The 24,333-nt window shown below is 45.4% G+C and carries 23 protein-coding genes; 17 read left to right on the top strand and 6 right to left on the bottom strand.

Annotated features, from left to right (window positions below; genetic code table 11):
- Window positions 1-8 precede the first annotated feature (8 nt).
- Window positions 9-1,181 (top strand): sugar ABC transporter permease, encoded by a 1,173-nt coding sequence (locus tag LRL21_RS39135; RefSeq protein WP_420832551.1) that lies wholly within the window; start codon window positions 9-11, stop codon window positions 1,179-1,181.
- 275 nt (window positions 1,182-1,456) lie between these two features.
- On the top strand, window positions 1,457-3,610 hold the full coding sequence (locus LRL21_RS39130; RefSeq protein WP_240421222.1) for a bifunctional diguanylate cyclase/phosphodiesterase: 2,154 nt from the start codon (window positions 1,457-1,459) through the stop codon (window positions 3,608-3,610).
- 128 nt (window positions 3,611-3,738) lie between these two features.
- Here the strand turns inward: LRL21_RS39130 and LRL21_RS39125 are convergent, their stop codons facing one another.
- A complete protein-coding gene (locus tag LRL21_RS39125; RefSeq protein ID WP_240421221.1) occupies window positions 3,739-6,003 on the bottom strand; it encodes a helix-turn-helix domain-containing protein in 2,265 nt (754 codons plus the stop codon).
- Between the two features lie 377 nt (window positions 6,004-6,380).
- On the opposite strand from LRL21_RS39125, the gene LRL21_RS39120 reads away from it, so the two are divergent.
- From LRL21_RS39120 to LRL21_RS39075, 10 genes are all read left to right on the top strand, one after another.
- Window positions 6,381-7,274, top strand: a complete 894-nt coding sequence (locus tag LRL21_RS39120; RefSeq protein ID WP_240421272.1) for an ABC transporter permease — start codon at window positions 6,381-6,383, stop codon at window positions 7,272-7,274.
- Window positions 7,275-7,283: 9 nt separating this feature from the next.
- Window positions 7,284-8,138: a carbohydrate ABC transporter permease gene (locus LRL21_RS39115; protein ID WP_240421220.1), complete on the top strand. Its 855-nt coding sequence runs from the start codon at window positions 7,284-7,286 to the stop codon at window positions 8,136-8,138.
- A gap of 71 nt (window positions 8,139-8,209) precedes the next feature.
- Window positions 8,210-9,736 carry a type 2 periplasmic-binding domain-containing protein gene (locus LRL21_RS39110; protein WP_240421219.1) on the top strand — a complete coding sequence of 509 codons (1,527 nt, stop codon included), beginning with the start codon at window positions 8,210-8,212 and terminating at the stop codon, window positions 9,734-9,736.
- 19 nt (window positions 9,737-9,755) lie between these two features.
- Window positions 9,756-10,787, top strand: coding sequence for a Gfo/Idh/MocA family protein (locus LRL21_RS39105; protein WP_240421218.1), 1,032 nt, complete (start codon window positions 9,756-9,758; stop codon window positions 10,785-10,787).
- 59 nt (window positions 10,788-10,846) lie between these two features.
- Window positions 10,847-11,779 (top strand): Gfo/Idh/MocA family protein, encoded by a 933-nt coding sequence (locus LRL21_RS39100; RefSeq protein ID WP_240421217.1) that lies wholly within the window; start codon window positions 10,847-10,849, stop codon window positions 11,777-11,779.
- Window positions 11,776-12,675, top strand: coding sequence for a sugar phosphate isomerase/epimerase family protein (locus LRL21_RS39095; protein ID WP_240421216.1), 900 nt, complete (start codon window positions 11,776-11,778; stop codon window positions 12,673-12,675). Before LRL21_RS39100 ends, LRL21_RS39095 begins: the two co-directional genes overlap by 4 nt.
- A gap of 191 nt (window positions 12,676-12,866) precedes the next feature.
- The gene (locus tag LRL21_RS39090; RefSeq protein ID WP_240421215.1) at window positions 12,867-13,313 is read left to right on the top strand and encodes a MarR family winged helix-turn-helix transcriptional regulator; all 447 of its coding nucleotides are present in this window, start codon (window positions 12,867-12,869) and stop codon (window positions 13,311-13,313) included.
- 65 nt (window positions 13,314-13,378) lie between these two features.
- Window positions 13,379-14,200 carry an NAD(P)H-binding protein gene (locus LRL21_RS39085; RefSeq protein WP_240421214.1) on the top strand — a complete coding sequence of 274 codons (822 nt, stop codon included), beginning with the start codon at window positions 13,379-13,381 and terminating at the stop codon, window positions 14,198-14,200.
- Window positions 14,201-14,348: 148 nt separating this feature from the next.
- On the top strand, window positions 14,349-14,525 hold the full coding sequence (locus tag LRL21_RS39080) for a DUF3934 family protein (RefSeq protein ID WP_240421213.1): 177 nt from the start codon (window positions 14,349-14,351) through the stop codon (window positions 14,523-14,525).
- Between the two features lie 23 nt (window positions 14,526-14,548).
- Window positions 14,549-14,992 (top strand): HEAT repeat domain-containing protein, encoded by a 444-nt coding sequence (locus tag LRL21_RS39075; RefSeq protein ID WP_240421212.1) that lies wholly within the window; start codon window positions 14,549-14,551, stop codon window positions 14,990-14,992.
- 77 nt (window positions 14,993-15,069) lie between these two features.
- Here LRL21_RS39075 and LRL21_RS39070 read toward each other — a convergent pair whose 3' ends face one another.
- Window positions 15,070-15,618, bottom strand: a complete 549-nt coding sequence (locus LRL21_RS39070) for a hypothetical protein (protein WP_240421211.1) — start codon at window positions 15,616-15,618, stop codon at window positions 15,070-15,072.
- Window positions 15,619-15,869: 251 nt separating this feature from the next.
- Between LRL21_RS39070 and mreB the strand changes: the two genes are divergently transcribed.
- The 5 genes from mreB to LRL21_RS39045 all read left to right on the top strand — a co-directional run bounded on the left by mreB (window position 15,870) and on the right by LRL21_RS39045 (window position 20,873).
- The gene (gene mreB, locus LRL21_RS39065; protein WP_240421210.1) at window positions 15,870-16,925 is read left to right on the top strand and encodes a rod shape-determining protein; all 1,056 of its coding nucleotides are present in this window, start codon (window positions 15,870-15,872) and stop codon (window positions 16,923-16,925) included.
- A gap of 171 nt (window positions 16,926-17,096) precedes the next feature.
- The gene (locus LRL21_RS39060; protein ID WP_179097742.1) at window positions 17,097-17,243 is read left to right on the top strand and encodes a hypothetical protein; all 147 of its coding nucleotides are present in this window, start codon (window positions 17,097-17,099) and stop codon (window positions 17,241-17,243) included.
- A gap of 160 nt (window positions 17,244-17,403) precedes the next feature.
- The gene (locus tag LRL21_RS39055; protein ID WP_240421209.1) at window positions 17,404-18,738 is read left to right on the top strand and encodes a hypothetical protein; all 1,335 of its coding nucleotides are present in this window, start codon (window positions 17,404-17,406) and stop codon (window positions 18,736-18,738) included.
- A 96-nt stretch (window positions 18,739-18,834) separates the two neighbouring features.
- A complete protein-coding gene (locus LRL21_RS39050; RefSeq protein WP_240421208.1) occupies window positions 18,835-19,467 on the top strand; it encodes a spore coat protein in 633 nt (210 codons plus the stop codon).
- An 89-nt stretch (window positions 19,468-19,556) separates the two neighbouring features.
- On the top strand, window positions 19,557-20,873 hold the full coding sequence (locus LRL21_RS39045; protein ID WP_240421207.1) for an amino acid permease: 1,317 nt from the start codon (window positions 19,557-19,559) through the stop codon (window positions 20,871-20,873).
- Between the two features lie 10 nt (window positions 20,874-20,883).
- Here the strand turns inward: LRL21_RS39045 and LRL21_RS39040 are convergent, their stop codons facing one another.
- The 4 genes from LRL21_RS39040 to LRL21_RS39025 form a co-directional block, all read right to left on the bottom strand.
- Complete coding sequence (locus tag LRL21_RS39040) at window positions 20,884-21,657, bottom strand: YqcI/YcgG family protein (protein ID WP_240421206.1); 774 nt, start codon at window positions 21,655-21,657, stop codon at window positions 20,884-20,886.
- Between the two features lie 81 nt (window positions 21,658-21,738).
- Window positions 21,739-22,365: a LysE family translocator gene (locus LRL21_RS39035; protein ID WP_240421205.1), complete on the bottom strand. Its 627-nt coding sequence runs from the start codon at window positions 22,363-22,365 to the stop codon at window positions 21,739-21,741.
- 72 nt (window positions 22,366-22,437) lie between these two features.
- Entirely contained in the window at window positions 22,438-23,025 is a 588-nt protein-coding gene (locus LRL21_RS39030; RefSeq protein ID WP_240421271.1) for a DUF1989 domain-containing protein, read from the bottom strand.
- A 100-nt stretch (window positions 23,026-23,125) separates the two neighbouring features.
- Window positions 23,126-23,608, bottom strand: a complete 483-nt coding sequence (locus tag LRL21_RS39025) for a phage lytic cycle repressor MrpR family protein (RefSeq protein WP_420832550.1) — start codon at window positions 23,606-23,608, stop codon at window positions 23,126-23,128.
- Window positions 23,609-24,333: the final 725 nt, after the last annotated feature.

The following is a 24,333-nucleotide window of genomic DNA, read 5'->3' as shown; positions in this document are numbered from 1 at the left end:
TTGGCGGTATGCAGGTACCGGTAGACGGGGTCAAAAATCAGAGGAAAATTCAGCTGTGGATGAAAATGGACATTAGAGCCTACGCAATGATCGGCGCTTTAGTGGCGATTTGGCTGTTGTTCTCCTTGCTTAACGACACGTTCCTGACACCGAGAAATTTATCCAACTTATTTTTGCAAATGTCAGTCACCTCGGTATTGGCGATTGGCATGGTACTGGTCATAGTGGCCGGACAGATCGATTTGTCTATCGGCTCGATTGTTGGCTTGACCGGCGGGGTGGCCGCCATTCTCAATGTCTGGTATGACTGGAGTACGGTACCCGTCATTATAGCAACCATATTGCTGGGTGCAGTGATCGGGTTCATTCAGGGCTGGTGGGTCGCGTATCGGGCCGTTCCCGCATTTATCGTGACGTTGGGCGGTATGATGGTATTTCGAGGGCTTTGGCTGGGCATTTCCGGTAGTAAAACGATTGCTCCGCTATCCCCGGGATTCAAATATATAGGCCAATCGTATTTAATTGGGCCAATCGGTCTCATTTTGGCAGTAATCGCGATCGTATTTCTGGTGATTGGACTGCTCCGTAAGCGAAATTCACGCAAAAAATACGGCTTTGAGCTGGAGCCCATGACGTTCACAATGGCCAAGGCTGTCATCTATGCCGCACTCATTCTCGGCTTCGTGCTTCTCATGAATCAATATCAAGGTATACCCGTACCCTTCCTGATCGTCATTGTCTTGGCAGTGATCTTCACATTCATGGCCAAAAACACTGTGTTCGGACGCCAAACGTATGCGGTAGGCGGCAATGCGGAGGCTTCCCGCTTATCCGGGATTAATACAAAACGAAGATTGCTTGTTGTCTTTGTACTGTGCAACACACTGGCAGCGGTAGCCGGATTGATTCTGACCGCAAGGCTGAATGCGGCTACGTCTAATGCCGGTAATATGTATGAGCTGGACGCGATTGCGGCCTGCGTCATCGGCGGAACCAGCTTGCTTGGCGGTGCTGGGACGATTATCGGCGCTATTATCGGGGCCTTGGTAATGGCCAGTCTCGATAATGGAATGAGCATCATGAACGTGGACTCGTATTGGCAGCTGATTGCCAAAGGCAGCATCTTGGTCGTTGCCGTATGGTTCGATATTTACAGCCGTCAAAAAAAGAAAAAGGCGTAAGCAGTACGAATTCCGAAGCTATTATGGATTGAACAGCAGTAGGGTGTGTACCTGCTGCGAGGTTGTATGAGCGAACAACTCATGCAGCCTTTTTTTATGAAATGAAGTATTACCAATTCCATAGACAAATACGTATAGATTAATTACAATACAGATAAGCAATATAAACCGACTCTGATGATTGGCGGGGTGGGTTTATTTTGCATGTGCAAGTATGAGCGCAACTTAGTTCGATAGATGATACAGAAATGTTTAAATGCTGGAGGTGACAGTTAATGAAGGAACAGAGTACCAACAGCGTATCCAATTCCCCTACCTATCCTTCTGAGGATAGCCTGTTACTGGAGAATGACGAAAAACTTCGAGATGCTTTGAAGGAACTGTCAGATATTAAACATGCATTGGACCAGTCATCCATTGTGGCCATCACAGATCCGCGAGGAACCATTCTCTACGTAAATGATCAATTTTGTAAAATATCTCAGTATGAGCGGAATGAATTGCTGGGAGAGGATCACCGGATATTAAATTCACAATATCACGCCCGCGATTATTTCAAGGACATGTGGGCCACAATTGGGTCCGGACGTATTTGGCGAGGAGAAATCAGGAATAAAGCCAAGGACGGCACGTTTTACTGGGTAGATACGACGATCGTTCCATTTTTAAATGAACAGGGAAGACCTTACCATTATGTTTCGATTCGAAATGATATTACCCTTCGTAAGCAAATGGAGGAAGAGATAAGAAAAAGCGAGGAAAAATACCGTTTAATTACTGAAAATTCGTCGGATCTGATTTCAATCATCGATACAGCAGGGAACTTTGTGTATGCATCCCCATCGCACATGATTTTGTTAGGACACGACCTGACTAGCTTTGAATCCAGTCATTTGCTTCAATGGGTTCATGAAGAGGATCGTGGGATTGTATCTACGAGCATTCAGCAAATCATACATACAAGCAAATCGTCGACTCAACTGGAGTTTCGGGTTCGAACGCGCAGTGACAGGTACTTATATGTAGAAACGACGCTTAATCCGATTCTCCAAGCATCCGGGGAGGTTACAAGCCTGGTTCTCGTCATGCGTGATATCACCGAACGGAAAAAATCGGAGCAAACGATTTATCATTTAGCTTACCACGATACCTTAACGGACTTGCCGAATCGACGATTATTTATGGATCGGCTGCGCAAGGAGGTTCAACTAGCGAAGCGTCATCATACTCAATTAGCGATTATGTTTCTGGACTTAGATCGATTTAAAGACATCAATGATTCGCTTGGACATGAAGCCGGCGATCTTATTCTTATAGAATCAGCTAAAAGACTCAGCCATTGCGTCGGTCCCAACGGTTTGGTCGCTCGTCTGGGGGGCGATGAATTTGTTGTGTTATTAAAGAGCCTGTCGAGTCTGACGGAAGTAGAATCGGTGTCAATCAACATTCAAACCAGTCTTCAAGAACCGATCGAGCTTGCCGGGCAGCTTCATAGGATGTCCTGCAGTATGGGAGTCGCATTTTTTCCTTCCAATGGGAGGGACCCGGATGAGCTGTTAAAACGGGCAGATATGGCCTTATATGCTGCTAAGGATATGGGGAGAAATGGGGTATCATTTTTTCATTCGGATATGGAGGAGCGTTCGCTGGCACGTATCCTGTTAGAAAATGAGCTGAAAAAAGCGATTGAGCTTGAGCAATTTCATATTGATTATCAGCCTAAGCTGGATTTATCAACGGGCCGATTAATCGGGATGGAAGCACTTGTGAGATGGAATCATCCTGAATTAGGGAGAATACCTCCAGATAAATTCATTCCTGTTGCTGAAGATACGGGGCTGATTATCCCTCTGGGAGAGTGGGTGTTGCGGCATAGCTGTAAGCAAAATAAAAAGTGGCAAAATCAAGGGTATCCACCTGTACAGCTGTCTGTGAATTTGTCGGCCAGACAATTTTATCAGCCTGATCTGCTAGACAAGATCAAAGAGGTATTAACGATGACAGGACTGGATCCACAATGGTTGGAGCTGGAAGTTACCGAAAGTATTTTTGCCGATATCGATCATGCCGTCACCATTCTGGAAGCAATTAAGGTATTAGGGGTGAATACCTCTATCGATGATTTCGGAACGGGGTACAGTTCGTTCAGTTATATTAAGCACCTTCCCGTTAATACCTTGAAAATTGATGCGTCGTTTATTCGGGATATTCATCATAATAAAGAAAGTCAGGCCATTGTTAAGGCGATATTGACCATTGCTCAAACGTTGGATATCAACGTGATTGCCGAAGGTGTCGAAAGCCAGGAACAGCTAGCCATCCTGCAAGAGGACGGGTGCAATCAAGGACAAGGCTTTCTATTCAGCAAACCTTTATCCGATCAGGATTTTGGAAACTACTTGAAATATCTTCCAATAACTCGCAGCTAATGTGATTGTAAAGGTTCGCTTGCCTTCCAGAATAACACAATAAACATGCTGACGCTCCAGCATGTTTTTTCGTTGTATGAACGTTCTGTCGCGGATAAACGGGCACAGCATTGCTTTACGGTATCCAGTTAATCCTGAAGCCTCGTGTTCAACGGATGGGTATGCATTTTCCTGTATTCGCCAGGTGACAAGCCCGTATGTTTTTTAAACATCCGGATGAAGGAATTGATCGTCTGATACCCGATCAAATGAGAAATATCCTGGATCTTTAAATCCGTCCTCTCCAGCATATGCTTCGCTTTGCGGATGCGAACGCCATTCAGATATTCGATGAAATTAATCCCGGTCTTCTCCTTGAAATTCGTTGACAGGTAGGTGCCGCTAATATTCAGCTTATCGGCCACAACGTCAAGTGAAGCATCCTCTCCATAATGCTCCTCCAAATAATTCATAGCGAACGTAATCATCGGGTCATAAGCTTCCTTTTTTTGCTTGATCAGCCGGACGCTTTCACTCAGAAAGCTTTCAAAATAAGCTTTATACGGCTCCAGCGTATGGCATTCCTTCAGTTGCTCGGCTGGAGCCATATCGCCCTTGAACGGATGCTGGGTGATGTTCAGCGAAGCAAGCGTCTTCAATACCATATCAGCCGTTGATAAGGCAAATCCGGCAAAATGGCAGGCAGGCGACTGCTTCTTGCTCATCTGGTCAAACATCCGCTGGACAAGTCGATTCGTTTGCGGCAGGTTGCCAGCAGATAAATTATTGTGAAATTCCTGGGCTTCCGAAGGGCTAAAGGCCGAATCGGTCCATTCATACGGCTGATGCTCAATAATTTGCGTATCCTCATTGAGACGCCGCAGCTTGACCAGTGAAGAAGCCTCCTCATAGGACTTGGTTATTTCCGAGGAGTTCCGGTACACCCCGCTGTAAGCAATCGTCAAGAAGCATAGCTCCTTATCCAGATCGAATACCTTCTTCATATGCTCCAACGTTTCCCGCAAATCCGGCGTATTGTTTCTAATGAATACAAGCGCAATGATTTCATCCTTTTCCAGCTGCAGCGTAGCGGGATCATCATACTTCAACACAAGATTGTACTGGATAAATTCGCGAAAAAAACTGGACGCCCGGTCCTGCTCAAAGCCTGCTTGCTCATTGAACCTTTTGCGATAGGTGAGCTGGAAAATAACGAGCTGGAACGGCTTGTCATGGAACAAGGTTTCCTGGGTATCGGCTGCGTTGTTATAAATCTGCTTCAGCTTGTTCGTGTATGAATAATACCGCAGCAGCGAGTTTTTTTCGGCAAGCTCGTGATTGAAATTTTTGTTCGTTTGCAGCAATGAGTTGAATTGGTCGCTAATAATATTAAATTCCTTGATTTGCGTCTGCTTGGGAAGCTCTGAATTGAACTGCTGAACGGACTCAATGATCCGCTTGATCGGATTGTTAAACTTGATGCTGATAAAGATCGAGGCCCCGACGCTGAACAAAATAGCAACGAGCAGCAGTGAGAAGAGGATGAGATTAAGCTTTTTAAACTGTGTGGAAATATTTTCATAAGGAACTCTATTGATGTAAGAAAAGCCGGTCTCACTGGATGTTTTATAAAAGTAGTAGTTATAGTCCTTTTGCGTGTAGGTTTGATCTGCTGGAAAGCTTGGCAGCTTCGAAGAGGTGAAAGCATCCATCATGGTAAATAAAGCTTGACCATTGCCATCCATAATCATGAAGTTAGGATTGATCGATTGGTGGAATTTCTCGAACAGCTTGTCGCCGTCCAGTAAAATAATAACAGCCAGCTTCGTATTCAGATTGTTCTTGACCATAACGGGGAGCAGGTTACGCTTGGCCAATTCCTTACTGCTGTCTTTTTCAGTGAAGGTGCTTGCCGGATAAACCTTGAAGGTGAAGGGCTGAGCCATTTCATGCAGCCAGAAGGCCTCATCGTATTGCGGGTTCAAATAATATTTAGAGAACAGGTTATCTGATTGGTGTGAACCCTCCTTGTCGATCACATAACGCATATCGCTCATCATAACCATGATGTTGTATATAAATAAATCTTCATTTTCGTATAAGGTCTTTACTGCTTTGTTCACGGCACTGACGAACTCGTAGTTCAGACTGCCGCTGCTTCGTTTGAGCAAATTCGCCTCCGGGCTGAACAGCAGGTTCAACGCAATTTTACGCTCCAGACGAAATTGGGCTTCATAGTTTCTTACAGTATTATCCAGATTCAAATGGTTGTAACGAATGATTTCATCCTGAATCATGTCGCGGGAAAAGGAGTACGACAGGAAGTTAAAAGAGATAAACAAAATGATAATCAGAATAAAGCTGGACAGCAGTCTTGTGAAGAGCGAACCCGGCTGTCGCTTGATCTTTAGCATGTTACCACACCACCTTCGTCCCTTTTTTAGGATAGATCCGCACCCCGGCATAAGCTGCAAGAGTGCGATGGATGAGACCCATTATATCATCACAAGCATGGCTTGAATATCGATGCAGCGAGGAAAACGGCTCATTCTTGTTATCTATTTTTGAGCTGTTTATCCATTATTACGATTTATAGAGATCGGGCTCAAATTGTAAAACTGGAGGATAGCCGATCGGTGGAATTTGCTCTAAGCTAGCCTTATCAACTTGCGAAAGGAGTCTGCCGATGACGCAGCGAACTTCCATTCATAGCAGCAGCCCGTCCGATACAGCAGCTTCTGTATATGTGGACAATTACGGTCCCGTCAGCCGCTCGAAGTTCTCAGGGCTCATGCGACAAACCCGAAAGGGTAAGTATTTGCTGCTGATGTTTCTGCCCTGTTTGCTGTATTATGTACTATTCAAGTACGCACCGATGTTTGGGATCGTCATTTCTTTTAAAAACTACAACCTGTACAAGGGGGTGTGGCAGAGTGAATGGGTAGGGATGAAATATTACATGATGTTTTTTCAAAACCCGGATCTGTTCATTCTGCTGCGCAATACGTTTCTGCTGGGCTTCTATAAGCTGCTGTTTGGCTTTCCGGCCCCGATTGTCCTCGCACTGCTGCTTAATGAAACGAAAAATGCGATTTTTAAAAGATTCGTACAATCCGTCAGCTATTTACCGCATTTCATATCGAATGTCGTGGTAGCGAGTATGGTCATTATGTTTCTTTCTCCGAGCAGCGGCATCATTAACCAGCTGACCGGACTATTGGGAGCTTCGCCCATCAACTTTCTGGTCAAGCCCGACTGGTTTCGTACGATCTATGTTGCTTCGGAAGTATGGCAGCATTTCGGTTGGGAAACAATCATTTATTTGGCGGCATTGACCTCCATCGATCCTCTGCTATATGAAGCGGCAGAGATTGACGGCGCATCGCGGATGAAAAAGCTGTTCCACGTTACACTGCCTGGCATCGCACCCGCAATTGTCATTTTGTTCATTATGAATGTGGGCAAGGTGCTGGAGATCGGGTTCGAGAAGGTGTTTCTGCTGTTCAATCCGGCAACCTACAGCACGGCGGATATTTTAAGCACGTATGTGTACCGGGTGGGTTTGACGAATGGTAATTTCAGCTACGCAACAGCGATCGATTTATTCACCGGCATCGTCAGTCTGATCTTTATTTATTCTGCCAACTATCTCAGCCGCAAGCTGGGGGAAACAAGCCTATGGTAGGAGGTCGCCATGAGAGTTAAAATCAGCCTGTTTTCAGTTGTAAGTGCCGTTGTGCTGTCGATGGTGGCGGTGGCAACCTTGTATCCGTTCATCTATATGATTTCAGTTTCCTTAAGCAGCAGCGTATACGTACTGCGGAACGAAGTCAGCTTCTATCCACGAGGAATCAACCTTGATATGTATCGCATGGTGCTCAAGGACCCGCGAATTTGGCAGTCTTATATCAATACGATTATTTACACAGGTTTAGGTACCTTGATTTCCTTAATCATTACCTCTATGGGTGCCTACGCTTTGGCCAAAAAAGAAATGGTTTTCAGAAAAGCATTTACGCTGATAATTGTGTTTACGATGTTTTTCGGCGGCGGGATGATTCCGACCTTTCTCGTTGTCAAAAACCTCGGCTTGATCGATACGGTATGGGGAATGGTGCTCCCTGGTGCGGTCAGTACCTGGAATTTGCTGGTCATGCGTACCTTCTTCTCGGCCATGCCGGTTGAGCTGGAGGAATCGGGAAGACTGGACGGATTGACCGACTTTGGTATTTTTATGCGGATCATCGTTCCTCTGTCGAAGGCTGTGTTTGCGACGATTGGTCTATTTTATGCGGTGGCGATGTGGAACAATTTTTACCTGCCCTTGTTGTATTTGCGGGACGCCAATCTGTTTCCGCTGCAGGTCGTTCTGAGAAATATGATTATGGCGGGTACGGAGGCGAGCAATGCGGGAGGTGAAAACTTCATCGTTGATGAATCCTTAAAGTATGCGGTCATTATGGTGGCGACCGTGCCGATTCTGATCGTATATCCGTTCCTGCAAAAGTATTTTTCCAAAGGGGTTATGATAGGGGCAGTCAAGGGTTAACCAGGCTTATTAGATCAAGTACGACCCAACCCGTAAATAGTGATGTACATTCCGTACGAGGAGAGATGAAGATGAATAGAAGATGGAGAGCTCTGACAGTCTTATCGATAGTGGCGGCGCTTGCTGCAGGCTGCACAAACCAAACCGGGGTGAGTCCACAGGGAAATGACACGGGAACAGGTCAGAAAAAAACCTTCTCGATGCTGACTGAATCGACGACGAACTGGCCGTACAGCAAGGACTGGCTCATCTGGAAGCTGCTTGAGGATAAAACGGGCGTCAAGCTCAATGTCCAGCTGCCTTCCGGCAAAATGGAGGACGCCATCAATTTGTACGTCGCCTCCGGTAATATGCCCGACATTCTGTATGTTCAGAATAAAACGCAAGCGGACAAATTTGGGCAGCAGGGGGCTTTTGTGAATTTGCTCGATTATTTGGACCAGATGCCTAATTTCAAAAAATGGATTGCCAAGTATCCCGATATTGCCAAATCCCAGCTTGCTGCAGACGGTAAAATGTATGTGACTCCCAATGAAGGCTTTGGTGAAACCAACCGTACGATCTGGATGTACCGCGAGGATATTTTGAAGAAAAATGGGCTGACGGCTCCAAACAATTATGAAGAGCTGTATGAGACGTCTAAGAAGCTGAAGCAGCTTTATCCCGACAGCTACCCATTTGTATTCCGCGTTTCGAACAGCAGCAAGCTGCAAATTCTCAAATATATGTCAGCTAACTTTGATACGTATGACGATTACTATTATGACAATAAGACCAAACAGGTCCGTTACGGGCCAACAGAAGACAATTATAAAAAAATGATTGAATATATGGTCAAGTTCGCTAAGGAAGGCTTAATGCCGCCCGATTGGCTGACTACGGAAACGAAGCAGTGGCAGGATTTAATTTCAACGAATCGCGGTTTTTTTACAGCTGATTATATTGGACGTGTCGACTTTTACAATACGATTATGCGCAAGGAGAATCCGCAGTTCAACTTTGCCTTCATGCCGCCCCCAGCCGGATTTGCGGGCGCCAAGCAGCAGAATGCGTACACCCAATTTGTAGAAGGTGGAATGTCGATAGCCGCGAATTCGACCAATATTAAGGGCGTAGCCAAATATCTGGATTTCTATTATTCGGAGGAAGGCAGAGACATCTCCAGCTGGGGTAAGGAAGGCGAAACGTATGTTGTCGAGAACGGCAAGAAAAAGATGAAGTCGGATTTTGTGGACGTTACCGATTTGCGCAAAAAGACGGGGCTTGCGAGCTTTGGAACTTATACGTGGATTGATTTTGACGCGCATCTGTCCTTATCCTCACCCGAGCAGCAGGCCGTATTCAAAGAAGCCAAGAAGTACGATTCTGAATTGAAGTTCAAGCCGCCGTTTACCGATAAGGAGCTGGAGATTGTATCCACGGTAGGCAAGGCTCTTGAAAAGGATCGGGATGAAACGATTATCAAAATGATTTTGGGCGATATCAGCATGGCCGATTGGGACAAATATGTTGCTAATCAGAAGAAGCTAGGATTGCAGCAGATGCTGGATATTTATAAAACGGCTTACGAGCGATTGAATAATACGAGCTTAAAATAAGCATTAAGGGAGAGAGAACATGCAGGAGTCTATAAGGTTTGCCATCGTTGGGGCAGGGGTTATTTCTGATTTTCACGCAAAAGCGATTACGCAGCATCCGCAGGCCGAGCTGGTTGCGATATCGGATATTGTTCTGGAAAAGGCTAATAAACTGGCGGACGCCTATAATGCTGCTTCCGTATACAGCGATTATGAGCAAATGCTCAAAAGGGAAGATATTGATGTGGTATGTGTATGTACACCAAGCGGTTTGCACGGGGAAGTCGTTATCGCTGCTGCTCAGGCAGGCAAGCATATCCTGTGTGAGAAGCCGCTTGAGATTAAAGCGGGCGCCATGACGGAAATGCTCGCCGCAGTCAACAAACATGGCGTTAAAATGGGATGCGTGTTCCAGCGACGTATCATGGAAGCATCACTTGTAGCGCGTCGAGCCGTGCAGGAGGGTAAGCTCGGCAAGCTGGTGCTCGGTGACGCTTACCTCAAGTATTATCGCAGTCCCGAATATTACCGCAGCGCCGGATGGCGGGGAACGTGGCAGTTCGACGGAGGTGGCGCATTGATGAATCAGGGCGTGCATGGTATCGACCTGATCCAGTGGCTGATGGGCGATGTTCAATCGGTATTCGCCTATTCAGCTCCGCTGCTTCGTGACATTGAAGTGGAGGATACAGCTGTAGCGGTTTTGAAATATAAGAACGGCGCCTTTGGGGTCATTCAAGGTACGACCTCCGTTTATCCGGCGCAGGAAACCCGTTTTGAACTGCATGGTGAAAAGGGTACTATTATTTTTGCAGACAGTGGAATTAAGAAGTGGTCTTTCCTTGACAGCGATGAAGAAATACCGATTGTTCAGCCACGGATGGATTCAAGCAGTAATCCGACTGACATTTCATCGGATGGGCATTACATCCTGGTAGATGATCTGATCGAAGCGATCCGCAATGACAGACAGCCGCTTATTTCCGGTGAAGAGGCTCGAAAATCGGTTGATTTGATTCTGGCGATCTATGAATCGGCGCAAACGGGTAAAGAAGTTATTTTGCCATATTGAATTTGAAAAGTAGAACCACATCTTGGATAAGTATAAGGACAAAGGATAAGGAGTGAGGCATGATGATACCTGTAGAGCAGCAACCACATCTAATTCGAATTGGAATGATCGGTCTGGATACCTCCCATGTTACAGCCTTTGCCAAGCTGCTGCATGATACCGACGGAAAGTATTATATTCCCGGGGCGAGGATCGTTGCGGCGTTCCCGGGTGGCTCCCCCGACTTTGAACGGAGCGCTTCAAGGCTTGAAGGCTACACGAATGAGCTGCGGGAGCAATATGGGGTTAAGCTTGTAGGTTCACCTGAAGCCGTTGCGGAGCAATGCGATGCAATATTGCTGGAATCGGTCGATGGACGCGTCCATTTGGAGCAATTTCGCCGGATTGCGCCGTTTGACAAACCGGTGTTCATCGATAAGCCTTTTACTACGGATTATGCGGAAGCGGTCGAGCTTGTACGCTTGGCCGAGCGGGAGAGCATTCCGGTGATGAGCTGTTCGGCGCTCCGTTATGCTGAAGGTTTAACAAGAGTGCTTGAGGATACACGGACAGCCGGTTCGGTTATCGGTGCGGAATTTTACGGTCCGCTGGAAATTGTACCGACCCAACCGGGTTTGTTTTGGTACGGGATTCATACGGTGGAGATGCTGTACCGCTCCATGGGCCGAGGTTGTGTAGAGGTTCGAACAACGACTCATGCCGATCATGATCTGGTTGTCGGCCAATGGGCGGACGGACGTATAGGCGTCATTCGGGGAAACCGCCGGGGCAACAAGCAGTTCGGCGGAATTGTTCATCGGGAGAACGATTCTTATTTCGTCGATGTATATGCCAACGGCAAGCCTTATTATGCAAGTCTGCTGGAGCAGATTATGCAGTTGTTCCGCAGTGGCAGTTCAACGATTGACCTCTCGGAAACGTTGGAAATTATCCGATTTATTGAAGCTGCGAATGCAAGCCGCGATTCGGGCGGAGCCAAGGTGCTGTTATGAGCTTGTTCCGTTTGGGCATTATCACTGATGAGGTGTCCCAAGACCCTGCTGTGGCTATTCAAATAGCCCAGGAGTACGGACTGGAGGCGCTTGAATTCCGTTCCGTTGATAATCAGCCGTTTCATAAGCTGAGTGATAACCGGATTACCGAAATTGCTGCAATGGTACAGGAAGCGGGACTCGTTATATGCGGCTTATCCACCCCTGTCTTCAAATGTCGGCTCGATGCTGCCCAAGAAATTGAAGAGCATCTCGGCATCCTAAAGCGCTCACTGGACATTGCCAAGCAGTTGAAGGTTAAGCGTATACGTGGCTTCAGCTTCTGGGCTGATGGTGAATTCGACCTGAAGCTTCCGCTAATTGTTGAGCAGCTGCGAAGAATCGAGCCGCATTTGCAGGAGGCGGAGGTTGTGTACGCGCTTGAATTCGACCCAAGCTTGTATGCCTGCAATGCGAGGAAGGTTCGGCGTGTACTGGATGAGGTGAATTCACCATGGATTCAGGGATTGTATGATCCGGGGAACGATTTATGGGACCCCGATGGAGAGGTTCCGTACCCTGACGGCTACAACGCGTTACATGGCACTATCGACCATATTCACCTCAAAGATGCCGCGAAAACCGAAGACGGTGTTCGCGGTGTGGCAATCGGACGGGGAGAGGTTGATTATAAGGCTCTGCTGCAGCGTTTAATCGAGGACCAATACAGCGGATATTTGGTTGTGGAAACACACTATCGCTTACATTCGCAATTGACAGAGGAGCAGCTCAAGCGCCCAGCCGGAAGTGACTTTTCAGCAGGTGGCGAGGAGGCGTCCCGTGAATGCCTGGATAGCCTGCTCGTGCTGTTACAGGAGCTGGAACTTCCTAATGCGACTGCCCGCTCCCGCTCATGAAACCGTGAATTTTTAGCAGGACCCTTAAATTAAAAACCATCCAGCCTGTCCGTTGTACTGAACTCTATGACAATGGGCAGGCCGATGGTATATAGCTAACCAAGGTAAATAAGTCTATGTTTGACAGGTGGCATACTGCTATTGTACAGTAAAAAAAGTTAAGCACTTAACTATTTATTGGCGGTGGTTGGATGAAGGATCTGCAGGAATACGTACTGGATTTACCCTTGCATACGGTTGCTTTTTTTTCTCTGGTGGAAGCAACGGCCAAATTGGTCGATGTGTCGGAAAGATATTGGCAGTCCAAAGGTCTGAATGGTGCCAGGATTCGAATTTTGGTTGAAATCATGAAGGAGGGCGGTACGATACTCCCTTCCATGCTGGCTCGCAAGATTGGCGTTACCAAATCGAATATTAGTCTCTTGCTGACTCCCTTGGAACATGAAGGCTTGATTATTCGCGCAAGTCATCCGCAGGATGGTAGAAAAACGGTGATTTCAATAACAAGTGAAGGCCAGAGCATTCTATTGAAGCACTTACCCGAAAATCGTGAACAGATTGCCGACAAAATGAACGTGCTGGAGGAGCAAGAGCTGCAGCAATTACTGTTCTTATTAAAGAAACTAACAAGAACGTAAAATTTCTTGTTGTCCATTTAGTTAAGTGCTTAACTAAAATTCAGCTGTAGAAAGGATGAAATCGAATGTCGATCGTCATTACAGGAGCTAATGGTCAATTAGGCAGTTTAATTATGGAGCAGCTTCTTCATAAGGTGTCAGCAGATCAAATCATTGCGTGTGTTCGTCACCCTGAACAAGCCAATACGTATCAGAAGCAAGGAATTGAAGTGCGTTATTGCGACTACGATCAACCGGAATCACTGAAGCAAGCCTTCACCGGAGCCTCCAAGCTATTACTCATATCAAGCTCCAATCCAGACGATACGATTCGGCTGCGACAGCATGCCCATGTTATAGAGGCGGCGAAGCAAGCGAAAGTTGAACATCTCCTGTATACGAGCTTTGCTTTTCTTGGAGCCGGCTCGATTGCACCCTCTCATTTGCATTTGGCCACAGAGCATGCGATTCTGACAACCGGAATTCCACACACTTTTCTGCGGAATGCATTATATACGGATTTTGTTGGCGTGCTCGGACTGGATACCGCCATGACTTCTGGGGAGCTGAGCGTTTACCCTGGAGATTGGCAATTTAATACGGTGACACGTAATGATCTGGCTAAAGGAATAGCAGCCGTTCTAACTGAATCAGGTCATGAGTATCAAAGCTATGAGCTGACTGCGCCGCGTCCATGGACCTTTCATGATCTAGTAATTGTACTGTCTGAGCTTGCGGGTAAGCCTGTTTCACTCCGTCAGGATCCGCAAATCCGCAACTGGATATACGGGTACTTGCGCAGGATCGATACGTCCTCAACCTCAGCCGATCTAGAGAAATTAATGGGTGGTCCGGTCACTTCACTGAAAGAAAGCATCCAACCTTTTATCACTGCTCAATATCAATGATGTCTATGAATTTGTCTATGAATTGTTTTGCGAAAAACCCAGGTTTCATGATGCTTGGGCTTTTTTCTGTACATATCGGTTTCGATACTGTATATTTCAACATACTAGGTATAATAATTAAGTATACAATTGACAGCGGAGTGATTATTTGAGTAAAGCTAAGGGCAAAGGCGGAACAGGTAGAGGAACAGACAGCAAAGGCTGGAATCGATGGCAAGCTAGCGCCAACAGAGCCAAGAATGCTCCCAAACCGTATACGAGCAAAGCGGATAAAGCAGGCGGTACCAAGAACGCTGGCAGTAATAAAGGCAAATCGGATAAGTAAGTAGACAAAAGGAGATCGATGGTTTGAGCAACATATTAGCACAAAGTGAATTGCCTCCCAATTATGAGGGATTAGTCAAGTCAGTTAATCGTACAGCGAATTGGAAAGAACGTTTGGATGCGGTTGAAGAGCTGGGTCAGTGGAATATCCCACAAGTTATCGCTGTACTTACACGGGTCATGAACAATGATACGGTTTTTCAGGTTCAAGAGGCTGCTTTTCATAAGCTGAAGGCTTTCGGAGAAGAGGTTCAACTGCCCTCCAAGAAAAAAGGCGAACTGATTAAAGGAGCCGCCAAAATTTTCACAAGAATTAAAAAGAGCTTGCCTGAAGGTCATACGTATGAACAATTCAAAGAAAAATTGAAAAAGATGAGAACGGATGTGTATGATACTTACGAAGGCGAAAAGGGTGCGGATTTTGATGCGTGGCTTGAGCAAACGTGGGCGTCATTAACGAAAAAATAGGCAAGTTGCATAAAAGACCCAACACCAATAGCTCTTCACGGTGTTGGGTTTCTTGTATTATGCAGCGTCCATACGTATTATTTAGCCAGATCAAAAGCTTTGCTTTGATTGATTGTAATCAGCTCCGACAGCTTGGTTTCAGAACCAACTCTTCGATATACCCATCCCTTTGCAAGCAGTGAGGCTTCTCCATTGTTAACCTCAATTTTTCCGGAATAAATCCGCTCGTCGCATTTTTTATGATTACCATAATTCATATGATACAGCTCTGTTGCGTTTCCTTTCAGGTTAAAGGGTTTGCCGGGGATGATGGTAGATTCCAGACCAGCAGAGGTAATCCCCGCATCTGGAAGCATGGTTCCATCCTTCTGATACAAATACAAGGTGATATTCGCGGTCGTACTGCTTGCATTTGACACTTGAAAACCAAAATCAAACGGGTTATCCGAGCTGCAATAATCGTGCATCGGAATTTGAAAGGATATGGATTGAGGAGAAGCTGGTGTCTTTAAAGCTTGAATATTTTCAGTGGTCGTGCTCGATGGCTCAACGGCTGTGGCGGGTATGACGAACATGAGACTTAAGGCGATGGCTGGCAGCAAAGCTTTTTTTAGAGTATTTTTCATAGATAACGCTCCTCTTCTGGTCATAGTGCAGGTGCAGATAAATGTGGGGGGCTGCTTATTTTTGAGTTCATAGAATTTACTAGAATACTATAATTATAATGGAAAACGATGCCGGTGCAAAGGATTCAATATGACACACTACCCCCAGAGAAGAGGGGTTGAACGCGAACTGTATGAAAAATAACACAATAAATATCACACACTGCTGCTTTACGGCCTAGTCTATTGGCACAGCGAGAGGGAGCGTGTCTATGTTTAAAAGGTTTGAACAACTGTTCGGTGTTGATCTGGGTACTTGCAATACGTTAATTTATCAACAAGGCGTTGGTATTGTTTTGAGGGAGCCTTCAGTGATAGCCATTCATAAAGATACAGGGCAGATCGAAGCCTTTGGTGAACAGGCCTATGCCATGATTGGGAGAACGCCCGCCAATTTGGAGGTTATTTATCCATTAAAGGATGGAGTCATTGCCAACTTTGACATGACCTCAGCGATGCTAAAACATTTTATAAGTAAAATACAAGGTAAATATAATAGGTTTCGTGGTTCACAAGTATACATATCTGTGCGGTGCGGTATTACCGAGGTGCAGAAGCGGGCAGTGGAAGAGATGATCGTGCATAAAGGTGGAAGAAAATCAGTAACGATTGAGGAACCGCTGGCTGCGGCTATAGGTGCGGGACTCCCTGTAGCAGACCCTATCGGGAGCATGGTCGTTGATATTGGTGGCGGGACAAGTCAAGTGGCTCTGATCTCGCTGGGCGGGATTGTGGTCAGTCAATACGTGCGGGTTGGTGGCATGTCGCTTGATCAGGACATGATCGAATACGTCAAAAGAAAATACAATTTGGTTATTGGTGAGCGAACTGCTGAGGAGATCAAGAAAAATTTGGCTTCAGCGGTCATGCCTGAAGATGATGTGCGGATGGATATTAGAGGCAATGATATGATGGAAGGCTTGCCCAAAACGATTTCCATCACGTCCAAAGAGATTTACGAGATTGTGGATCAATTCTCGATGTCGATTGTCGAAACGATCCGCCAGACGATGGAGCAATGTCCCCCTGAACTGGCAGGGGATTTGATGGAGCGGGGCATCCTGTTGTGCGGAGGGGGAGCCTTACTGCATGGACTGGATCGAAGGCTGCAGCAAGAAACAGGAATTCCGGTTCATTTGGCTGAGAAGCCGATGGAATGTATCGCTCACGGAGCGGGAGAGATGCTGAGCTATAAGCTTCTGGCATCAGGTCATCACGGTGCCGGAGGTTCCAAGCCTTCAAATAATGCTGAAGCGGATGCGGTATAGGAACTAATCCAAAGTCGACATAGATGATTACTTGTGGTTAAAAGACCGTTCTTGTGAGCGGTCTTTTTCTCATAAGCGAACAGGCATCTTTTCAAGCCTAAATGGTTACAGTAAATAAGGGACGACCCGTAAAGGTTAAGTACAATTAATAAACAGAGGAGCAAGCTGATCATGACCAAGTCAAAAAGCAGAGATAAAAATTTGCAAAATGTAAATAAGGATTTACGTAAATCGCCTGTAAACAGCCATCAGGCCCAGCAATTGCAGCAGGATACGAATGATCGCAGACATCAAGATGCCTTAAACCATGAAGACTAAATAGTGATCATAGCTGCCTTTCTTAGCCATGGCTAAGAAAGGTTTTTTCATGCTGACCAATCATCGGGCTTCTGATATACAAATCTATTCAATATTGGTAATATTGAATTTGCCAAATAACAGTAAAAGTATTTTTATGTCAAATCTTATAGGAGTTATAATGCGGATATTTATATTAATGATCATGCTCGTTTCCATATTGTCAGGATGTGATACTCGGAATGTACCTCCTGCTGCGAATGCCACTTCAGTAACCAAGCCTGAAAATGTATCAGCACCCATTCAAGCTTCTGCACAGCCTGCGGGAGCAGCACCGAGCCAACCATCAGGCCAATCATCGATCAGCTCTACTTTGGATAAGTTTATAGCAAGAGGTTATCAAGTAGAGAAGAAACATATTTTCACAAGAAATTTCGAAGGAATTGGAGAGCTGACAGTCACACCTGTCACCCAATTTGGTAACCTTACAGAGTTTCCATTGTCATTAATCCTAACCGGGGGAAATAAAGAAATCATTCTTACACCGAAGAGAGCAGATGGTCATCCGATGTTCAGCTCTTTTGAGGCGATTTCTTTTAAAGATATCGATGAGGGCAGTCCGCAAGTTGGTTATGCTGATATAACCGTCATCGCTAATTTCATCACAGGTGCAGGCCAGGATGGCGCGAAACCCTTCTCCGATGTATTTATTTTTAAAAACAATACAAAGGGCGGCTTCGACGAGGATACTTCATTGGAAGACACAATCACAAGCTCGATACATAGCAGAACCTTCACGATGAAAACCGTATTTGATTTGGCGAATTCAATGAATAGCAATAGCCGTACAGAGGCTAAGCAAGCCGCACACAATCAGGTGATTAGTAATTTGTGCGACAAAGCTACATGGACGAATACAGACTTAGATCAGGTCATTCAGAGATATAACGACACCTTTACTAAACAAGGGCTGGATTTATCTGAGTCAGGTGAGGATAACATGTATATGGCCATGGGCCAATGTTTTCAAGAAGAGACGCTGCGACTGACAGCTGCCAACAAAGCATTGACAGATCAAGTACAGGCCATCAAAGCGCTCCTTTCCGAAATCAACAATGCGATAATCCGTTTCAATCTGCATTACAATGGCGGAGGCACTATGTATACACACGGGGGCAATCGAAGTGAAGGTGTAAATCAATTTTACATCCATCAGTTTGTGAAAATGACTCTTAATGGCAGCAAGCCGGATGTAGATGGCTACAATAAACATTTAGCCGAGATCAATCAGGGACTCACCAGGCTAAAAGCTTTGAACAAGGTTGCAGGCACTGATGACTGGGAGTCGAACCGTAACAAAATCGAAGTTGCCAAGAGGCTCAGTGGAATGAAATCAGAAGTTGAAACGATGACCAATTCGATAGAAAAGCTGACTCGATCACTGCAGGCTAAAGACGCGGCGGCCGTGTATCTACTAGATCGATTAGTCATTAAAATTCAAAACATCCTTGGCTAAATGGATGGATTTAAACGTCAGCTTTCGTATAAAATATCCTCAAATTACGCATATTATCGAAGTTATCACAATTCCAATATCAAAGGAGACTTCGAGATGCAGCAGCAAACAAGGTCCAGCAGCAATACCCAAGGCTCACAGCAAATGAATCATGGGGGTCATGAGCTTTTTGATATGCATGAAGTATTAGGATGTACCATCAATGTGTTGGATCAATTTATGATGTTCAGACAATTCGTTCAGGACCCGGAGCTTCTGGACATTCTGGATCGTCAATATAATTTTACGCTTTCCCAATACAACCTGACGGCAGAATGCTTCACAACAGGCCAAAAGCCAAGCCAGGAAACGTCAACCTATATGATTAAAAATTTGACGCAGCCAATCTATGGGCTTACACCATCACAGCCGAAGAAACCGAATCAATCCTTGGCTGACATCAAGGATGCAGGCATTAGCGGGCATATGCTTGGATTGATCAAAAGCCATGCTTCAACCTTGACGATGTGTGCAGCTGAGGTGACGAATCCGGTCGTACGGCGCGTATTGGCTTCGCAAGTGGAAAATTATATTGAAATGGCCTACGAAATTTTTATGTATCAAAATAAAAATGCCTACTACCAGGTGCCGCAATTGGCAGCAGCTGATACCCAGCAAATGCTCAACACATTTGTACCGGCAGCCGGAAAACCACAAATGCCGTCTAATGCAGTCACTACCATTCACTAATCATGACAATAATCCGGTATGGGTCACGATAACCTGTGCCGGGTTTTCTTTGTCTTGGCCCCAGGATTAAGGAGTCGGAGGGATTCATTATGCGGACATCTCAGGGGAAGCTGCCCTGGTGGCAGCTAACTCTATTTGGTGTTGGATGCACAATCGGGACGGGTTTTTTTCTGGGTTCCAGCATCGTCATTCATAAAAGTGGTTTTTGGACTTTGTTCATTTTTATCCTTGCAGCCTTAGCGACTCTGTTTGTGTATGAAGCCTTGGCCCAAATGACAGTCCAACACCCGCAAAAAGGCTCCTTTCGAACCTATGCCCAACAAGCTTATGGCCGATCGGCAGGCTTTGGTGTAGGTTGGATGTACTGGTGCTCAGAGATGCTGATTATGGGAAGCACGTTGACTGCGCTCGGCATATTTACGCAGCTCTGGCTTCCAGCTACTCCTCTATGGCTGCTCGCGTCGGGTTACACGCTATTGGCTCTTTTTGTCGTGATATGGGGCACTAATGGGATTAATAAGGTAGAGAACTTGTTGGCTATTGTCAAAATTGCCGCAGTATTGATGTTCATTCTGGTGGCGGGGGTTGCTTTTATAAAAGGAACGGGTGGTGTTAGGCCCATTCATCAGAGCGCGGCGATGTGGTTTGATTCAGGCTGGCTGGGAGCATGGAAAGGGCTGCTATATGCGTTTTATGCCTTCGGAGGTATTGAGGTGATGGGATTTATGGCTGTGGATTTGCGTGATTCCAAGCAAGCGCCGAAGGCAGGACGAATTATGCTGCTTGCTGTTACCGTACTGTATGTGTTTTCAATCGGATTGACCTTGCTTTTTGTGACCCGAGAGGGAGTAACCGCTGACAAAAGCTTGCTTATCGCAGCACTTGAGGTCATGGGCTTGCCGTATTTGGTGATTGTGCTGAATGGTGTGCTTATCCTTGCAGGCTTTTCCATTCTCGTTGCTTCCTTGTATGCCGTATCTACGATGCTGATCGCATTAGCTGAGGATGGTGATGCTCCCGCATGGATAGCCGTTACGTCAGGAACACGAAAGCTGCCGCTATACGCGCTTGGACTTAATACACTTGGCCTTGGAGTCTCTATCCTGCTTGCACTGCTGATGCCCAAACAAATTTTTGAGCATATCACGACGGCGGCTGGTTTGGTGGTTTTGTATACATGGTTGTTTATTCTTGCTTCCTATCTGAAGCTGAACAAGCCTGGAGCAGGTGGCTGGGTGAAATCATGCGCAGCCATTCTTCTCATTACGGCAGCTGCTGCGGGGCCGCTTTTGGAGGAAACAGGTCGGCCTGGTTTTTGGTCAAGCCTGCTTATTGTGTTGGTCATCGGAATGATTACAGGATGGAAGTGGTACAAAGCAAATAAAGGAACCAAAGAGCTAGCCTAATCGTAGCTTGCTATTTATGAAAACGTACACCCATAGCTTTGAATTTGTTTTTCATATAGGTAAAAGGACATTTGGAAGGTACGGTTTCGTCATCACGTAAATAATACTGCTTCCATTCCTGATTATTTTCTTGTCCATACCATTTCAGTGAGGGATGTGCCGGTATACCGTCGTAGTCGACTAATTTTTGACGAATCAGCTTTTTTACGTTGCGACCAAATGGTGTTGAATCGTTGATTTCATCAAACACCCACCGGGGCTGGAAGGCAATGAGAAAATAAGGGGTATTTCGGCTTTTTCGAATTTGATGGGCAGGCGTAGCGCAAAATGCGAAATAGGGATGGCCGTCATAGCAGAATTCCCAGGAAGGATGGGAAGGGTCTGTCGAAATGTGATCAGGCCAAGGGGAAGGGTCTTTGGCGTTAACCCGATTCAGAACGGACCAAAAAAGCTGCTCGAAGTCTTCTACTGAGGACTTATTCACAAGCTCTCTCGGTGTGTTGAAAAATATAACGAGTGATGCGTATTTGCCGGTTTCACGCGAACAGCTGCCGTATTGCTTCAAGAGCTGCATAACGTCAAGAATAGCCTGCTCGGATCTTGGATCTGCTGCGAATCCGAACCGAAGGTTGTTGGTAATAAAACCTTGACGTCCCGGAATACACGGGTACTTCTGTTCGGGATCATCTATCATATTTCCGAATTGGCAAAAGGCATCCTGCTGCCATTCCGTTAGTTCGGACAGGTGAGCATCGAGCCAGACCTTGGTAGTTAAGCCGACCATGTTGGAAACCTCCTTCACTAGTACGGTGCATACTATGCGATGGAGGTTATATGGGTGAATACCCTATGATTGCACTAATTATTAACGAGTAAGCTGTACAAAAGCCTGAAACCCGAAATAAATGCCAAAGCCAATGAGAGAGAGGCCAGCTAATGCAGAAATGGTTTGCAGTAGGGTGCGATTGCCGAATTTGTGAAAGGAGCTTGCCAGCGCAGCCATAATCACATCCCATAACAGAATACCTGCAAATATGCCCAAGCTGTTCCACAGCACTTGCGAAATACCGTGGTGATGTATGCCCTCCGCCAGAACGGAACCGTAAATACCGAGCCAAAATAAAATATTAAGCGGGTTCAGGAGTGCCATGACAAACCCGGAGCGGAAAGAGTTGATAGTCGATTGTTCATCCTTTGTCCCGGGTGTGGGCATCTTTTTTATATTTTGTAACGTCTCAATTCCTATGTACATCAATACAAAGCAGCCGAACAGCCACAAAAATGTTTTCATAAAAGGTGTACTTAAAAAATGGGCCAGACCAAAATAAATCAGCAGCATATATACCAAGTCGGCACACATCGCACCCAACCCGATCAACCACGCATGGGTAAAGCCGTATCGGGCTCCTCTGTCGAGCTGAGCTGCATTAATGGGACCGATGGGTGCCGATAACGATATACCGAGAATCATATAGGTGAAAAACGTATTCATGCCACATTCCTCCCTTGAATACTAAGACTTGTACATGTCATTGTATTCAAGGGTGTACTCCATTAGAAGAAGCTACATGATTTCCACATCAATTGGCGTACATGTATATCCATTACATTCACTTTCTGCACACGGACAAGCCGAGATCGCGATGGTCAGATCCATCTCTGCGCGAAGCTCGATATAGTCTCCGGCCTTCGATAACGGTTTTTCCACACGAATTTGCCCGGACGGATGGATCACCGTGTTCATGAACAAGTTGAATGGATAATACTGATCAGGCGGCGATATGCCAAAAGGTGCAAGTGCTTTGTTCAGGTTATCATAACAGCTTGCATGGTTCTGTTTGTTGTACAGCAGCTCATACATTTCAGCGCGGCACGCGGAATTAATAAAATCGTGCTGACCTACGGTATCCGATAATACGGTAAGCAGCGGTCTGTATTTATTGGAGTAGATGATGTCGCCAGGCTTTATTTTCATTGTATGCAAAGCGTCCATAGTAACGCTCGGATCCAGTCGCTCACTCGTATCGTGGGCTAGATAAGCTACCAGATCGGCGACCTGCGCTCCCTCCACATCGGTTACTCGGACGACGTGCCCTTTTGCAAGCTGAAAACCAAGCTCTTTCGTAGCGGGAATGAACCATTTTTGTGTAATCATTGCTGCCTCCTGCAGTATTAGGTAGGTTACTTTCACAGTATGGCTGCGGGAAGGGATTGTCATGCAAGTAAAAAAGAGGCTTTTCAGCCTCCCTCATTCACGCATATGCAATTTCTTTAAGCTGGGGCTTAATTGAAGTTAAATGAATTAATTCAGGTGTTTTGAAAAACTCGGCCAATCTCCGAAGCCGCATGTATATCGTGCGCAGCACTACGGAATCCATCTCCGTTATCATACTTTGGTTAGCTATGAAATCTTGTAAGCTTACCTTTATGAGAAATTCGCTGTCACGCAAATTTATAGAAAGCTGTCTGCTTGGACTGTATCCATTATTCACAACATATTTAGTTTGATTGACTGCACTTTGGAAGAGATCCAGGCAACGCTTAGTTACGGAAACCTGCCTCTTGATGCCATGGCAATCTTTTAATGTAAGCATCTGGGTTTCCACATCTAAGGAATCTTTCTTTAAGTATACTAATTCGTGGATACCGAACCCTTCCATAAGTAGGCGGATAATAATGGCGTCTTGGGGGTTAATGCACTGGGACTCAATGAAACGGATTTTATCAAGTGTAATAATAGTCGATCATCCCTTCGTAATTCTGTATATGGGTTTACTGGAATATTTTATAATATATTAAGGATAATTTATACGATGTAAAAGAGGAGGTTTTGTCAGTTCATGACTGAAGCAGATTATACTTTATGACAAAAATTTATGTTGTCTTTCATTCATAAGCGTGGCTTTGATCCGAGCAGTCACCTATGATTTTAAGACAGGCAGGTATTGAAAAAAAGGATGCTATAATAGAAGCTGTAGCTTTGAGTCACTTGCTGTAGAAGGGGTTGGGAACAGTTTTTTGAAAAAACACTTGCCATGAAGGTAATAAACATGGTAGATTAGTCTTCTTGCTGTTGCGAAGGCATCAAGCAGGAGGCAATTAGATGGACGATTTAATCATACAATTAACTTGCAGGTAACGAGAAATTAACACTTGCAATTGAAGCTTAAACGTGGTAAATTAACATTCTTGCTGTTGAGAAACAGAATTATAATAGCAAGAAGATGGATGATTTGATCATCAAAAAGAAATTAAAAAAAGTACTTGCAATTGAATGAATGAATGTGCTATATTAATCAGGTCGCTTTTGACGGAATGTCGAAAATGATCGAAAAGAATTGTCCTTTGAAAACTGAATCAACGAGTGAGTAAATAGCAGTACAAGAGAATGCAAATTCTCGTCAGCAAGGAATGAGTACAAATCAAAGTTCTACCTTCATGGAGAGTTTGATCCTGGCTC

Origin of the sequence: Paenibacillus periandrae (genome assembly GCF_022458865.1) — a bacterium.
Lineage (GTDB): Bacteria > Bacillota > Bacilli > Paenibacillales > NBRC-103111 > Paenibacillus_S > Paenibacillus_S periandrae.
The sequence above is the reverse complement of the archived record's forward strand: the minus strand, read 5'-3'. Positions and strand labels throughout refer to the sequence as shown.

What these genes read in the sequence shown, in the direction of transcription:
- LRL21_RS39135 (WP_420832551.1), top strand. Translation starts at nt 9, where the DNA reads ATGCAGGTACCGGTAGACGGGGTCAAAAATCAGAGGAAAATTCAGCTG.
- LRL21_RS39130 (WP_240421222.1), top strand. Translation starts at nt 1,457, where the DNA reads ATGAAGGAACAGAGTACCAACAGCGTATCCAATTCCCCTACCTATCCT.
- LRL21_RS39125 (WP_240421221.1), bottom strand. Translation starts at nt 6,003, where the DNA reads ATGCTAAAGATCAAGCGACAGCCGGGTTCGCTCTTCACAAGACTGCTG.
- LRL21_RS39120 (WP_240421272.1), top strand. Translation starts at nt 6,381, where the DNA reads ATGCGACAAACCCGAAAGGGTAAGTATTTGCTGCTGATGTTTCTGCCC.
- LRL21_RS39115 (WP_240421220.1), top strand. Translation starts at nt 7,284, where the DNA reads ATGAGAGTTAAAATCAGCCTGTTTTCAGTTGTAAGTGCCGTTGTGCTG.
- LRL21_RS39110 (WP_240421219.1), top strand. Translation starts at nt 8,210, where the DNA reads ATGAATAGAAGATGGAGAGCTCTGACAGTCTTATCGATAGTGGCGGCG.
- LRL21_RS39105 (WP_240421218.1), top strand. Translation starts at nt 9,756, where the DNA reads ATGCAGGAGTCTATAAGGTTTGCCATCGTTGGGGCAGGGGTTATTTCT.
- LRL21_RS39100 (WP_240421217.1), top strand. Translation starts at nt 10,847, where the DNA reads ATGATGATACCTGTAGAGCAGCAACCACATCTAATTCGAATTGGAATG.
- LRL21_RS39095 (WP_240421216.1), top strand. Translation starts at nt 11,776, where the DNA reads ATGAGCTTGTTCCGTTTGGGCATTATCACTGATGAGGTGTCCCAAGAC.
- LRL21_RS39090 (WP_240421215.1), top strand. Translation starts at nt 12,867, where the DNA reads ATGAAGGATCTGCAGGAATACGTACTGGATTTACCCTTGCATACGGTT.
- LRL21_RS39085 (WP_240421214.1), top strand. Translation starts at nt 13,379, where the DNA reads ATGTCGATCGTCATTACAGGAGCTAATGGTCAATTAGGCAGTTTAATT.
- LRL21_RS39070 (WP_240421211.1), bottom strand. Translation starts at nt 15,618, where the DNA reads ATGAAAAATACTCTAAAAAAAGCTTTGCTGCCAGCCATCGCCTTAAGT.
- mreB (WP_240421210.1), top strand. Translation starts at nt 15,870, where the DNA reads ATGTTTAAAAGGTTTGAACAACTGTTCGGTGTTGATCTGGGTACTTGC.
- LRL21_RS39060 (WP_179097742.1), top strand. Translation starts at nt 17,097, where the DNA reads ATGACCAAGTCAAAAAGCAGAGATAAAAATTTGCAAAATGTAAATAAG.
- LRL21_RS39055 (WP_240421209.1), top strand. Translation starts at nt 17,404, where the DNA reads ATGCGGATATTTATATTAATGATCATGCTCGTTTCCATATTGTCAGGA.
- LRL21_RS39050 (WP_240421208.1), top strand. Translation starts at nt 18,835, where the DNA reads ATGCAGCAGCAAACAAGGTCCAGCAGCAATACCCAAGGCTCACAGCAA.
- LRL21_RS39045 (WP_240421207.1), top strand. Translation starts at nt 19,557, where the DNA reads ATGCGGACATCTCAGGGGAAGCTGCCCTGGTGGCAGCTAACTCTATTT.
- LRL21_RS39040 (WP_240421206.1), bottom strand. Translation starts at nt 21,657, where the DNA reads ATGGTCGGCTTAACTACCAAGGTCTGGCTCGATGCTCACCTGTCCGAA.
- LRL21_RS39035 (WP_240421205.1), bottom strand. Translation starts at nt 22,365, where the DNA reads ATGAATACGTTTTTCACCTATATGATTCTCGGTATATCGTTATCGGCA.